This is a genomic window from Pseudomonas bubulae (assembly GCF_900618535.1).
GTDB lineage: Bacteria > Pseudomonadota > Gammaproteobacteria > Pseudomonadales > Pseudomonadaceae > Aquipseudomonas > Aquipseudomonas bubulae.
On the sequence record NZ_UYJA01000001.1, the window covers coordinates 1,040,095 to 1,053,476 of the forward strand.

General features: G+C 56.9%; 10 protein-coding genes. 4 read left to right on the forward strand and 6 right to left on the reverse strand.

Translation table 11 applies throughout. The features are described from left to right. The first annotated feature begins 33 nt into the window (after positions 1–33). Entirely contained in the window at positions 34–1,446 is a 1,413-nt protein-coding gene (gene mapR / locus PPTH39_RS04480; protein ID WP_095002453.1) for a GntR family transcriptional regulator MpaR, read from the forward strand. A 106-nt stretch (positions 1,447–1,552) separates the two neighbouring features. Here mapR and PPTH39_RS04485 read toward each other — a convergent pair whose 3' ends face one another. Continuing rightward, positions 1,553–1,963 carry a PA0061/PA0062 family lipoprotein gene (locus PPTH39_RS04485; RefSeq protein WP_130871676.1) on the reverse strand — a complete coding sequence of 137 codons (411 nt, stop codon included), beginning with the start codon at positions 1,961–1,963 and terminating at the stop codon, positions 1,553–1,555. Between the two features lie 189 nt (positions 1,964–2,152). On the opposite strand from PPTH39_RS04485, the gene PPTH39_RS04490 reads away from it, so the two are divergent. Genes PPTH39_RS04490 through PPTH39_RS04500 form a run of 3 tightly spaced genes read left to right on the forward strand, consistent with a single transcriptional unit; the run spans position 2,153 to position 7,926 of the window. After that, positions 2,153–5,374 carry an efflux RND transporter permease subunit gene (locus PPTH39_RS04490; protein ID WP_130871677.1) on the forward strand — a complete coding sequence of 1,074 codons (3,222 nt, stop codon included), beginning with the start codon at positions 2,153–2,155 and terminating at the stop codon, positions 5,372–5,374. Beyond that, the gene (locus PPTH39_RS04495; RefSeq protein ID WP_130871678.1) at positions 5,364–6,530 is read left to right on the forward strand and encodes an efflux RND transporter periplasmic adaptor subunit; all 1,167 of its coding nucleotides are present in this window, start codon (positions 5,364–5,366) and stop codon (positions 6,528–6,530) included. The genes PPTH39_RS04490 and PPTH39_RS04495 overlap by 11 nt, the downstream gene beginning before the upstream one ends. Further along, positions 6,514–7,926: an efflux transporter outer membrane subunit gene (locus PPTH39_RS04500; RefSeq protein ID WP_130871679.1), complete on the forward strand. Its 1,413-nt coding sequence runs from the start codon at positions 6,514–6,516 to the stop codon at positions 7,924–7,926. Before PPTH39_RS04495 ends, PPTH39_RS04500 begins: the two co-directional genes overlap by 17 nt. 116 nt (positions 7,927–8,042) lie before the next feature. Here the strand turns inward: PPTH39_RS04500 and PPTH39_RS04510 are convergent, their stop codons facing one another. The 5 genes from PPTH39_RS04510 to PPTH39_RS04530 form a co-directional block, all read right to left on the reverse strand. Further along, positions 8,043–9,281, reverse strand: a complete 1,239-nt coding sequence (locus PPTH39_RS04510) for an ATP-grasp domain-containing protein (RefSeq protein ID WP_232527607.1) — start codon at positions 9,279–9,281, stop codon at positions 8,043–8,045. A gap of 11 nt (positions 9,282–9,292) precedes the next feature. Further along, positions 9,293–10,207 (reverse strand): DMT family transporter, encoded by a 915-nt coding sequence (locus PPTH39_RS04515; RefSeq protein WP_130871682.1) that lies wholly within the window; start codon positions 10,205–10,207, stop codon positions 9,293–9,295. A gap of 50 nt (positions 10,208–10,257) precedes the next feature. Further along, positions 10,258–10,824 carry a phosphoribosyltransferase family protein gene (locus PPTH39_RS04520; RefSeq protein ID WP_165446483.1) on the reverse strand — a complete coding sequence of 189 codons (567 nt, stop codon included), beginning with the start codon at positions 10,822–10,824 and terminating at the stop codon, positions 10,258–10,260. After that, positions 10,821–11,771 carry a cysteine synthase family protein gene (locus tag PPTH39_RS04525; protein WP_130871683.1) on the reverse strand — a complete coding sequence of 317 codons (951 nt, stop codon included), beginning with the start codon at positions 11,769–11,771 and terminating at the stop codon, positions 10,821–10,823. Before PPTH39_RS04525 ends, PPTH39_RS04520 begins: the two co-directional genes overlap by 4 nt. 329 nt (positions 11,772–12,100) lie before the next feature. Continuing rightward, the gene (locus PPTH39_RS04530; protein ID WP_130871684.1) at positions 12,101–13,369 is read right to left on the reverse strand and encodes a Zn-dependent hydrolase; all 1,269 of its coding nucleotides are present in this window, start codon (positions 13,367–13,369) and stop codon (positions 12,101–12,103) included. Positions 13,370–13,382 lie beyond the last annotated feature (13 nt).

Below are 13,382 nucleotides of genomic sequence, written 5' to 3' on the forward strand. Positions count from 1 at the left end.
CCAGTAACCCAACGCCGGACCGAGCCTTATTCCATGAAACGCTACGAAAAATTTGCCGACGATATTGCCGAACTGATTCGCTCCGGGGTGCTCGGCCCCGGCCAGCGCGTGCCTTCGGTGCGCTATGCCAGCCAGACCTACGGCGTCAGCCCCTCGACGGTTTTTCAAGCCTATTATTTGCTGGAGCGTCGCGGTTTGATCCGGGCCAAGCCGCGCTCAGGCTATTTCGTCAACACCCATGCACCCAGTCCGTTTTGCGAGCCAGTGTTCAGCAGCCACGTCACCGAGTCCACCCAGGTGGATGTCAGCGCCCTGGTGTTTTCGGTGCTGGACTCGATCAAGGATCCGCACACCGTACCCTTTGGCTCGGCCTTCCCCAGCCCGATGCTGTTCCCTTTGCAACGCCTGGCCCGCTCGATGGCCACCGCCAGCCGCGAAATGGACCCGCGCATGGTGGTGACCGACATGTCCCCCGGCAACCCGCAATTACGCCGGCAAATCGCCCTGCGCTATATGGTCGGCGGGCTGATGCTGCCGATGGAGGAACTGCTGATCACCAATGGCGCGCTGGAGGCCCTCAACCTGTGCCTGCAGGCCGTCACCGAACCCGGTGATCTGGTGGCCATCGAAGCCCCGGCGTTCTACGCCTGCCTGCAAGTGCTGGAACGGCTCAAGCTCAAGGCCGTGGAAATCCCGGTGCACCCGCGAGATGGCATCGACCTCGGCGTGCTGGCACAAACCCTTGAGCGCCACCCGATCAAGGCCGTGTGGTGCATGACCAGCTTTCAGAACCCGATTGGCGCGACCATGCCAGAGGCCAAGAAACAGGCACTGGTGAAGTTGCTGAGTGACCATCAGGTGCCGTTGATCGAAGACGATGTGTACGCCGAGCTGTATTACGGTCAGCACCCGCCCAAGCCGGCCAAGGCGTTTGATACCGAAGGACTGGTGATGCATTGCGGCTCGTTTGCCAAAAGCCTGGCGCCGGGCTATCGCATTGGCTGGGTGGCTGCGGGGCGTTACGCGCAGAAAATCGAGCGGCTTAAACTGATGACCTCGCTGTGCGCCTCCATGCCAGCCCAGGCGGCGATTGCCGACTATTTGCAACATGGCGGCTATGACCGCCACCTGCGTAAATTACGCTATGCCCTGGAAGAGCAGCAAAGCGCGATGCTGGCAGCGATAGGGCGTTATTTCCCGGCACAAACCCGGGTCAGCCAGCCATCGGGAGGGTACTTTCTGTGGCTGGAGCTGCCCGAGCAAATGGACTCGCTCAAGCTGTTTCAGATGGCGTTGGCCCAAGGTATCAGCATTGCGCCGGGGCCGATCTTCTCGGCTACCCAACGTTTTAGAAACTGCATCCGCCTGAACTACGGCAGCCCATGGGACGCTGCCTGCGAAAAGGCCATGGAGACCCTGGGCAAAATCGTCAAATCGTTCACTTGATGCCCTCGTTCCTTCGGTAGTGGCTACAAAGTCTGAAGGACATTTCAACTGTGGGAGCGAGCAGGGAGGGTTGACCGGCAACAGCGTATCTACAGGGATCGCAATCTCACCCCGGCATACAGGTGAAGTCCGCCGTGTGGGCCACTTCCTTGCCGTGGCCATCCACCAGGCGTGCACTCACTTCAGGCCCCAGGCTCGATTCGATCAATTCGTAATGCTCACCCGCTTTAAACCCGCTGTAGTTGACCTTACCCTGGCAATCGACCTGGTTTTCATCACCCGTGGCACCTTCATACAGGTTCACGTCCAGCCGGTGGGCACCAGGCGTGACTTCAAAATAGCGGCCATCGTTGATGCTTTTGCCGTCTACGCGCTCGGCCATCAGGTCACTGTTGCCCTCTTCTTTCAGTCCGATCCAGGCTTCGCCCGGGTCCTGCTTGGGCATGGGCCCTGCACAAGCCGACAGCAACAGCACCAGGCTCAGGGACGGAATCAGCAGAAGCGGTTTAAGGTTCATCGCAGTCGAGCCTCGAAACAATAGAGTAGGCCGCAAGCTTGCGGCGCCTCGCGCCTTGCGCCAAATGAATGAAAATGAAGGGAATTTCAGCCCTTTCCTAAAGGATCCTTCACGTTGCTGAAAGCTGAACGTTAGGTTTGAGCGGTGAGACTGCCGAGGTTTGCAATTCCACTCCTCGGAGGTTCTGGCATGCTCGGGCTGGTAAAGACCGCACTGCACAAGCCGTACACGTTTATCGTGCTGGCGATTTTCATCTGCATCATCGGGCCACTTGCCGCTGTGCGGACCCCTACTGATGTATTTCCTGATATTGGCATTCCGGTAGTCGCCGTGGTCTGGCAATACACCAGCCTGGCACCTGCCGACATGGCCGGCCGGGTGATCTACACCTACGAACGCTCGCTGAGTACCACGGTCAACGACATCGAACATATCGAGTCGCAGTCATTGCCCGGCATGGGCATCGTGAAAATTTTCTTCCAGCCCGGCGTCGATATTCGCACCGCCAACGCGCAAGTGACCGCCGTGTCACAGACCGTGCTCAAGCAGATGCCGCCGGGGATTACCCCACCACTAATCCTTAATTACAGCGCGTCCACGGTGCCGATCCTGCAACTGGCGTTCTCCAGCCCGACACTTTCGGAAGCCAAAATCCGCGACCTGGTGCAGAACAATATCCGCCTGCCCCTGAGCGCCCTGCCGGGCCTGGCCATGCCGACGCCGATGGGTGGCAAGCAGCGTCAGATCACCCTCGACCTTGACCCCCAGGCACTGGCTGCCAAAGGCCTGTCCGCACAGGATGTGGGCAATGCCCTGGCAGCGCAAAACCAGATCATCCCGGTGGGCACCGCCAAGCTTGGCACCTATGAATACACGGTGTTGCTCAACAACAGCCCCAAGGCCATCGACGAACTCAATGACCTGCCGATCAAGACCGTCAATGGCGCCCTGATCACCATTGGCCAGGTGGCCCACGTACGTGACGGCTCGCCGCCGCAAACCAATATCGTGCGCGTCGACGGCCATCGTGCGGTGCTGATGCCGGCGCTGAAAAACGGCAATATCTCCACCCTGTCGATCGTCGACGGCATTCGCGCAATGCTGCCGCGTATCAACGAAACCCTGCCACCGTCGCTGAAAACCTCGTTGCTGGGCGACGCTTCGGTATTCGTCAAGCAATCGGTGGGCAGCGTGGCCCAGGAAGGCATCATTGCCGCCCTGCTGACCAGCGCAATGATTCTGCTGTTCCTCGGCAGCTGGCGTTCCACCCTGATCATTGCCGTGTCGATCCCCCTGGCCGTGCTGTCGGCCATCGCCCTGCTGGCCCTGAGCGGGCAAACCCTCAATGTCATGACCCTTGGCGGGCTGGCGCTGGCGGTGGGGATTCTGGTGGACGATGCCACAGTAACCATCGAGAACATTAACTGGCACCTCGAGCAAGGCAAGTCGGTGCGCGATGCGATCCTGGACGGCGCCAAGCAGATTGTCGGCCCGGCGTTCGTGTCGCTGCTGTGTATTTGCATCGTGTTTGTGCCGATGTTCATGTTGCAGGGCATTGCTGGCTATCTGTTCCGGCCGATGGCGCTGTCGGTGATTTTCGCCATGGGCAGTTCCTTTATTCTGTCGCGCACTCTGGTGCCGACCCTAGCGATGTTTCTGCTTAAGCCACATGTGCCGGAACAAGGTTCAGGGCATCACCCGGAAGACGGCTACATCAACCATCACGAGGGCGATCAGCACACCCGCCAGCACTCGGCACCAGTGCGTGCACTGCTGAGCTTTCAGGCGGGATTCGAGCGCCGTTTTTCGGCAGTACGGGACGCTTACTACGCCGTACTGGAACTGGCCCTGGCCAATCGCAAACGCTTTCTGCTGGGTTTTATGGCCTGTGTACTGGCCTCCTTTGCCTTGCTGCCAAGCCTGGGCCAGGACTTTTTCCCGGCCACCGATGCCGGTGCCCTGGCCCTGCATGTGCGCTTGCCGCTGGGCACGCGCATTGAAGAAAGCGCTGCGGACTTCGATCGCATCGAGTCACGGATTCGAGAAATCATCCCCGCCGAGCAACTGGACACAGTGATCGACAATATCGGCATTCCGCTTAGCGGCATCGATATGGCCTACAGCAGCAGTGGCACTATCGGCCCGCAGGACGGTGATATTCAGGTCACCCTTAAAGAAGGCCACAGCCCGACGGCCGACTATGTAAAACGCTTGCGAGAAGCCCTGCCGGAGAGTTTCCCCGGCAGCCAGTTTGCCTTTATGCCTGCAGATATCAGCACCCAGATCCTCAATTTCGGAGCACCGGCTCCGCTGGACGTGAAAATTTCCGGGCGTGACGACGAGGCCAACCGCGCCTATGCCCTGGAGCTGCAACGTCGCCTGCAACATGTACCGGGAATTGCCGACCTGCGTATTCAGCAGTCGGTGGGTTACCCGTCGCTGCAGGTCAAGGTGGACCGCCTGCGCGCCAATGGCCTGGGGATTACCGAGCGCGATGTGACCAACAGCATGGTGGCGTCCCTGGCGGGCAGCTCCCAGGTAGCACCGACCTTCTGGCTCAACCCGCAGAACGGTGTGTCTTATGGTGTGGTAGCCGCAACGCCGCAGTATCGTCTGGACAGCCTGCCGGCCCTCGAAGCCCTGCCCGTGACCGGCAGTAACGGCCAGTCACAAATCCTGGGCGGGCTGGCGACTATCAGCCGTGTGCAAAGCCCGGCCGTGGTCACTCACTACAACATTCAGCCGACGCTGGACCTCTACGCCAATATTCAGGGTCGCGATCTGGGCTCGGTGGCGGCCGATGTGCAAAAAGTAATTGATGGCGCAGCCAACCTGCGGCCCAAAGGCGCAATCATCAGCCTTCACGGCCAGATCGATGCCCTGCATGAAGCCTTCAGCGGCCTGAGCTTCGGCCTGCTCGGCGCGGTGGTGCTGATCTACTTGCTGATCGTGGTCAACTTCCAGTCGTGGCTCGATCCTTTTGTGATCATCACTGCCCTGCCCGCGGCCCTGGCCGGGATTGTGTGGATGCTTTTTCTCAGTGGTACCTCGCTGTCGGTGCCCGCCTTGACCGGAGCTATTTTGTGCATGGGGGTGGCTACCGCCAACTCGATCCTGGTGGTGAGCTTCTGCCGCGAACGCCTGGCCGAACATGGCGACGCTCTCAAGGCAGCAATGGAAGCGGGCTATACACGTTTCAGACCCGTGTGCATGACCGCACTGGCGATGATGATCGGCATGCTCCCGCTGGCCTTGTCAGAAGAACAGAACGCCCCCCTGGGACGCGCCGTTATTGGCGGTCTGATGCTAGCCACCGTTGCCACCCTGCTGTTCGTGCCCGTGGTCTTTAGCCTGGTGCACGGCCGTGAAAAAAATCGAGCTGCTGCTGGAGAAACTTCCCATGTCGTCTGATCAAAAACCCTCGCGCAAGCGCTTGATATACCTGGGCATCGGTGGCCTGACCCTGGCCGCCTTGCTGGTCGCCAATGGGCTGGCCGCCCGCAGTCGCCATGAGCACGCGGTGAGCCAATGGACCGAAGCGGCCGCACTGCCGATTGTCAACGTATTCCAGCCCCTGCAGAACGCCCATGGCGATACCCTGCGCCTGCCCGCGCATCTGGAGGCCTGGAGCAAGGCGCCGATCCATGCCCGGGTCAACGGCTACCTGCAAAGCTGGCAAACCGACATTGGCAGCAAGGTCAAGGCCGGGCAGGTCCTGGCGGTTATCGACAGTCCGGATCTGGATCAGCAACTGGCGCAGACCCGCGCCCATATGCTCCAGGAGCAAGCCAACGCCCGGCTCGCGGCCACTACGGCCACACGCTGGCAAAATCTGCTGGCAAGCCATTCGGTGTCGCGCCAGGAGGCTGACGAAAAGCTATCCAATGCTACCGCCGCCAAGGCCAATGCCCAAGCCGCTGAGGCGGATTACGCACGACTGTCGACGCTGGAAGCCTACAAGACCATTCGCGCACCTTTTGCAGGCACCATCACCGCGCGCAATACCGATATCGGCCAGTTGATCAAGGCCGACACCGACAGCGATACCGAGCTGTTCGATCTTGCTGACACGCACCAGCTGCGCCTGTATGTGCCAGTGCCACAGAACTACGCCAGCGTGATCCGCCCCGGCATGCAGGTACAACTCAGTGTGCCGGAACATCCGGGGCAAATGTTCAACGCAAAACTGATCGGCAACTCGACAGCAATTGACCAGCGCTCCGGCACCCTGATGGCCCAGTTCGTCGCCCTCAACCCTGGTGACGCGCTGATGCCCGGCGACTATGCCGAGGCGCTACTGTCGATCCCGGCCGATACCCATGGCGTCAGTATCCCGGCCAGCGCCCTGATTTTCCGTGCCCAGGGCACACAGGTGGCAGTGCTCGACAAGGCCCGGCATGTGCATTTGCAAACGATCCATATCGGCCTTGATCTGGGCGAACGACTGGTGATCGATCAAGGCCTTACGGCCACCGACACCGTCATCGACAATCCGCCCGACGCCTTGCGCGAAGGCGACTCGGTCAAGCTGGCCGACGCAGGAGCCCCCCATGCAGCCAAGGCTTAAACGCAGCGCCCTGTTACTGACCCTGGCGTTGCAGGGTTGCTCACTGGCACCAGGCTACAAGGCACCCGACCTCAAGTTGCCCGAGCACTACCGTGAGCAAACCAGCGACGGCCCGTGGCACAGCGCGCAACCTGCCGACCAGCTCTCACCACAGTGGTGGCGGGTATACCAGGATGAACGCCTGAACAGCCTGCAACAGCAGTTGCTCAAGGCCAATCCGGATCTGGCCGCGGCACTGGCCCACTTCGATGCGGCGCAGGCGTATGCCAGCCAGTTGCACGCTGGGCTGTTCCCACAAATTACCGCCAGTGGCCAGCCGTTGCGCCAGCGTCAATCGGACAACCGTCCATTGCGCGGCAGTACTCAGCCATCGGTCTACAACAGCAATACGGCGGGATTTGCGTTGAATTTCGACCTCGACCTGTGGGGCAAAATCCGCAATCAGGTGGCGGCGGGCGATGCTCAAGCCCAGGCCTCGGCGGATGACCTGGCCGTCGCGCGTTTGAGCCTGCAACGCCAATTGGCCAGCCTGTATGTGCAACTTGACGGGCTGGATGCGCAGCAGCAAATCCTCACCCGCTCGCTGGATGATTACGCTCAGGCCCTGCAACTGACCCGCTCGCGCTATCAGGGGCAGATCGCCTCGGAACTCGACCTGACCCGTGCCCAAAGCCAACTGGCCGAAGCCGAGGCGCAGCTGGATGACGTCCGCGCCCAACGCAACCTGACCGAACACGCCATCGGTGAACTGGTGGGCGAACCTGCCAGCAACTTTCAGCTGGTGGCCAACTCGCAAACGCTAAACCTGCCTGATCAACCGCGCACCCTGCCCAGTACCCTGCTGCAACGGCGCCCCGACATCGCCGCGGCCGAGCGCCGGGTTTTCGCCGCCAATGCCGGGATCGGCGTAGCCAAGGCCGCCTGGTACCCGGACTTCAGCCTGACCGGCCTGCTTGGCGGGCAAACCCAGGGTAGCGGCAATTTGCTGTCTGCCGGTAACAGGTTCTGGGCGTTGGGGCCGTTGATCAACCTGCCGATTTTTGACGGCGGCAGGCTCGATGGCCAGGAACGCCAGGCCAGGGCCGAATTTGCAGAAGCATCAGCCCATTACCGTAGCCAGGTGCTGCACGCGGTGCGTGAAGTTGAAGACAACCTCGCCCAGCTGCGTGACCTGCAACAGGAAAGCCTCGATGAACAGGCCGCAGCCAATGCCGCCGAACACACCCGGGCAATCGCCACCCACAGCTATGAAGCCGGCGCGGTGAGTTACCTGGACGTAGTCACCGCACAGACTGCCGCCCTGCAGGCCCAGCGCCAGGTGCAGGCATTGCACACCCGACAGTTACAGGCCAGCGTAGGGTTATTGACGGCGTTGGGGGGTGGTTGGCAGGGCTGACGCCCTGCGCATCAGTGGGAGCAGGCTTGCCCGCGATGGCAACACCGCGATTTGCCTGACAGAACGCAGTGCTTGCATCGCGGGCAAGCCCGCTCCCACAGGTTGGGGCGTCTGTCTTATTTCTTCTCTTGTAGATAGATCCCGGCTGCTTCCATTTCACGGATTCGAGCGTAATCGGCTTCGATCTGCGCCAGATCGGTATGAACCAGATAAACAGTGCCCGGCTGACTGAATACATCCCGGGTAGGCGCAATTCGCTGACCATTTTCGACGTAGAACACCACCTCGAAAAAAGACGCCAGGCTGCGCAATTGCTGCACAAATGCCCCGGTACAGAAAACACCTTCCGAATGATTGATCAGGCACACATTGTAAGTGTGCCTGGACAGTACATAGTCCTGATTGCCGGCCAGTAGCTGCTCAAACTCAAGGGGCCGAGTAATGGACAGTGCACATGCATCAATCTGTCCAAGACCGGTGGTCAGTGCCGAGACACCGGGCCTTAGAATCCCGTCTGTACGTGCTGCAATCTCCACCAGTTTTGGCCCGTCCTCGGTGTACATAACCTCGGCATGGCTGGGGCCATTACGGATACCCAGGCACTTCACCACCTTACGGGTATAGGCCACCAACTCGGCATACGGAGCGTCGGTGCAAGCAAGCAGTTGATCGATGTCATATACGATGCTGCCTGTTTCCAGCACACGCTTGGTGTATTTCACCACCTCTGTGACCAACTGATACCCATTCAAGGACACCATATTGACGACATACTCAGTGCCCACCAAATACTCCTGAAGTAGCACCTGGCTGTTTTCGAGACTCAACTTGTTGCGCGTACCCAACAGCGCCTTGAATGCCCCCTTGCACGCTGCCAGATCGCGGCAAATATAAACCCCGTCCGCCCCTGCGCTTTCCAGGGGTTTTACGACTAGCGGAAACCTGCCATGGGCAGCGACCCAGTCTTTACCGTCGCTCCACGTATCCACTGCGCACTGGGCAGGGGCGGATAAACCGGCTTCGGTAACGCACTGAATCATCTCGTATTTGTTTCTGCGAGCCCTGCTCCTGGAAAACTCATTGACGTAATCCAGCCCCAACTGTTCATTCAACAGATCGGCCAATAACACCCCGCTTTCTGCCCCAGCAATAATAACATCGGGATTAAAATGCCTGAGCTCCGCCAACGTGAACGTCGTATCCGTATGAACGATGGATCGCTCGTAAATAGACGAATCAAATCCGGCATAATAATAGCCATCGAGATCAGAACTGGACACAACATGAAATAAAGCACATTCATTTTCGTACAATTTCTTTGCCAGGAATTTACCCGACGAAAATCCGTCAACCACTACAACTCTTATCATTTCGCACCTCGCCTGTTTGATATATCCAGCCAGGCCAGCAGTACAACAATAAGACAGACGGCCAGGATGCTCGGCATTGAAATCGCCACCCGCGAATCCAGGTATTGAAGTAGCAAGGTAAAAACCGGCAACGTCAGCAATACAAATGACACCGCTATTGGACTGAGATGAAAAATGGTTTTTTGAATAAGGTAGACAGGCAACAGATGGCCGACGACAACCAGAACTGACAGCGGCAAGATCCACTGGGGGGCGAGACTGAATGAGGTGTCGCTGAAGCTGATAAACAGGCTGCAAACAACTACCATCATGACGCTCCTCACAGCCAGAATGTCATAAGTTTTCCAACGACAATAAAACATCTTTTTGGAAACAATCGTATAAAATACCGTGCCCATTGCACACAGCATTACACTGACAATACCGATAATTCTCTGTTCTATGGAAGTCGAAGAAATACCACTTTCCCCGACCAAAGACTGAAACAGCATTATGGCAACCGAGAGCAATACCAGTCCGGCAATCAGGGTTTCGAGTGCAGTGGCCTTGCCAGCACCTTTTACAAAGCTCGACACCAGCAAAGTCAATGCTGGGCCGCAGGCTACTGAGGCTACCCCTACTACCGCTGGTTCCAGAAATCGCAGGGCATAAAAAAGACCGCCCCAATTCAACAATACCGACAGATTGATCCATACCACCAATGGCCAGTCTTGCTGGATCTTGTCCATCAAGCTATGCCTGCCTGCACGGAGGCTGTACATCATAAACAATGCAGCAGACGAAACAAAGCAATAGAAAACAACCACCAGGGTATCAAGTACCTGCGTTATAAACGCGACATACACGTCAAAGGCGGCGCTGATAAAACAAAAGAACAACCCTAATATAACACCCAAGTTTTCAGGCTTCATAGACAACCCTTCCTACTTACTTCCCCTCACGCCTAGCGAGCTTTTCTGGATCAGTCCAACACCCGAACCCTATCTTCAGACAATACAATCCTAACGAGCGTTTTAACTGCAACACCCGTACTATTCAAAACCTGCTCCCTACCATTATTTTGTACTTTCTCTACTGCACACACGACATCGACCACTTCAGCCCCACTACGCCGAACAGCCTCCACCAACGATATAACAGCACCTCCCGTACTCAGAGTATCATCGACAATGACCACTCTATCACCCGCAACAACTCCATTAAGGTAAAGCTTCCCTTGATAATATTCTGATTCAAGATCCACACACACATCATTCACATCTTCAAGGCTATATGTGTACCATCGTGCAATAGCCATTGGAATACCCGTCAATATGGAGACTGCTGTCGCCAGCGGTGCGCCCTTATCTTCCTCCGTCACTATTTTATCAACATGCCAATCCATGACCTCAATGACACCACGTGCCGCTTCGAGGAGCACCTCCGGCCTCAAAGCCGGCAGCTGATCCGTAAATTCATTTACTGTAATTCTTGTTGCCCCCACACTAACTACTTTAGCTCTCTCATATACCTCTTTCAGCAGCATCATTTGACCTCCGTATACGCTGGATAAACCCCATCCCAACAGCTCTTGTACTTCCATGCACTATCAAAAAAAAGCGTGACGATATTTAAACCTCTTTGCATAGCCGCTATCTTTTCACACACTAACAAGTTGGCACCACACGTCGGCCCTATGCCATATTCATTTTTTGACACAAACAACCTCATCTGTTCCCAGGCTTCATCACCATCCACGACAACCACTTCGTCGATCAAGTTAGGGGTTGTATTAATCGACAACACACCTGCTCCCAGCCCCATAAGATTATGCGACCGATGTTCAAACTCAAGCCCTTGCCTTGCGGCATACAATGGAGCAGAAGCATCCACCTCAATACCGACTGTTTTAATATCTCTATAATGCCGCTTCAAGACTTCAGCAATACCCGAGAACGTGCCTCCAGTACCTAAAGAACACACGAAATAATCCGGTACAACTTTGTACTCACCAAGCGCTTTGACAATCTCCTCTCCGCAGGTATGCCAGGCCAACTTATTAAGTAGCGTGCTCGACTGATCCAAGAAATAGACCTCACTAGAATTTTTACTTTTCACATACTCTTTAGCTGCATCAACGGCCCCTACCAAAAAGCTTTCTTTGGGGGTTTCGACCACATGTGCTCCATACGTTCTTATTTGCTCTTTACGTTCACATGTCATCCCTTCCGGCATGAATATTGTGATGGAATAACCTTTCTTCTTTCCAATCCATGCTAGCGCCGCCCCACCGTTACCGGTCGAGCAGTCAACCAGCGTCATACCTTTACGAATGACACCCTCACGCTCTAGCGAAGTGATGATATTCAAATAAGTTCGATCTTTATGACTGCCAGAAGGATTCATATATTCACACTTCGAAAACAAGCGACCTCCATTGCAGGCAAATCGCATTAGCTCAACGAGTGGTGTATTGCCAATATCGTCCAGATTCATAAAACCCCCACGACCTAAGCCTGATAACTTCCCAGTTATTAATAACTCAACAAGCTCTCAAATAAACATTACCCTCAAGAGACCATAGCCGCAAACAAATACACATAGAAAGATCCTACACCATCTTACAGAATCATCTTTAGGACAACACTAAGCCATTGTTATTGCGCAAACTTAAAATACAAATATGCCGACACAGCAGGCGAAACGAAACATCACGAAACAAATATTCGATCTCGCGGGCATCTAAAGAACAAGAAAATATGGGAACAGGAGCGGCTTTTACCGCTCCCATAGACAGGAGAAAGTGCTGGATCTTTAAATAAGCATCAATGCGCTACATTTTTCGACGCCGCCAACATTGCCTTAAGCAATACCGCGCATCCCGCTGCCAGATCCTTGGGATCGGCGTTTTCGATTTCGTTGTGGCTGATGCCGCCTTCACAGGGCACAAATATCATCCCTGCCGGACCCAACTCGGCCAGGAAGATAGCATCGTGCCCTGCCCCGCTGACGATATCCATGTTCGACAAGCCCAACTCATTGGCCGCATCCCGCACGGCGTTGACGCAATCAGGGTTGAAGTACAGCGGCGGAAAGTCTGCTGTGGGAGTCAGTTCGAAACTCAGGCCATGCTCCTCGCAGGTGGCTTCAATCACCCCACGCACTTGCTCGATCATCGAGTCCAGCCGCTCGGGCAGCAAATGCCGGAAGTCCAGGGTCATGCGTACTTCACCGGGGATAACATTGCGCGAGCCCGGATAGGCTTGCAGGCAACCCACGGTCCCGCAGGCGTGGGGTTGATGGCCAAGAGCTGCCTTGTTGACGGCGGCAACCACGGCCGCCGCCCCGACCAATGCATCCTTGCGCAGGTGCATGGGCGTTGGCCCGGCATGGGCTTCTACACCGCGCAGGTTGAGGTCGAACCATTTCTGCCCCAGGGCGCCAAGTACGACGCCGATGGTTTTGCGCTCGTCCTCAAGAATCGGCCCCTGTTCGATGTGAGCTTCAAAGTAGGCCCCCACCGGGTGGCCGTTGACCTGGCGGCTGCCAGCATAGCCAATTGCATTCAGGGCCTCACCCACGGTCACGCCCTGGGCATCGGTTTTGGCCAGGGTTTCTTCAAGGGTAAACTTGTCTGCAAAAACCCCGGAACCCATCATGCAAGGCGCAAAGCGTGAGCCTTCTTCATTGGTCCACACCACCACTTCCAGCGGCGCGTCGGTCTCGATATTGAGGTCGTTGAGGGTGCGCAGTACTTCAACCCCGGCCAGTACGCCAAAGCAGCCGTCGAACTTGCCGCCGGTGGGCTGGGTGTCGATATGGCTGCCGGTCATCACCGGCGGCAAATCCGGATTGCGCCCCGGGCGGCGGGCAAAGATATTGCCCACGGCGTCCACGCTGACGGTGCAACCGGCGTCCTCACACCAGCGTACAAAAATATCCCGGGCCTGGCGGTCCAGGTCGGTCAGGGCCAGGCGGCATACACCGCCCTTTACCGTGGCACCCAGCTGGGCCAGTTCCATTAACGAGGCCCACAGGCGCTCGCCGTTGGTCAATGGCGCGCGGTGCTGCTGAAGGTCGTGTGCGGCGTTCATGATAGTTTCCTCA

Excerpts from the sequence above, each read along its gene's own strand:
- mapR (WP_095002453.1), top strand. The coding sequence starts at position 34 with ATGAAACGCTACGAAAAATTTGCCGACGATATTGCCGAACTGATTCGC.
- PPTH39_RS04485 (WP_130871676.1), bottom strand. The coding sequence starts at position 1,963 with ATGAACCTTAAACCGCTTCTGCTGATTCCGTCCCTGAGCCTGGTGCTG.
- PPTH39_RS04490 (WP_130871677.1), top strand. The coding sequence starts at position 2,153 with ATGCTCGGGCTGGTAAAGACCGCACTGCACAAGCCGTACACGTTTATC.
- PPTH39_RS04495 (WP_130871678.1), top strand. The coding sequence starts at position 5,364 with ATGTCGTCTGATCAAAAACCCTCGCGCAAGCGCTTGATATACCTGGGC.
- PPTH39_RS04500 (WP_130871679.1), top strand. The coding sequence starts at position 6,514 with ATGCAGCCAAGGCTTAAACGCAGCGCCCTGTTACTGACCCTGGCGTTG.
- PPTH39_RS04515 (WP_130871682.1), bottom strand. The coding sequence starts at position 10,207 with ATGAAGCCTGAAAACTTGGGTGTTATATTAGGGTTGTTCTTTTGTTTT.
- PPTH39_RS04520 (WP_165446483.1), bottom strand. The coding sequence starts at position 10,824 with ATGATGCTGCTGAAAGAGGTATATGAGAGAGCTAAAGTAGTTAGTGTG.
- PPTH39_RS04525 (WP_130871683.1), bottom strand. The coding sequence starts at position 11,771 with ATGAATCTGGACGATATTGGCAATACACCACTCGTTGAGCTAATGCGA.
- PPTH39_RS04530 (WP_130871684.1), bottom strand. The coding sequence starts at position 13,369 with ATGAACGCCGCACACGACCTTCAGCAGCACCGCGCGCCATTGACCAAC.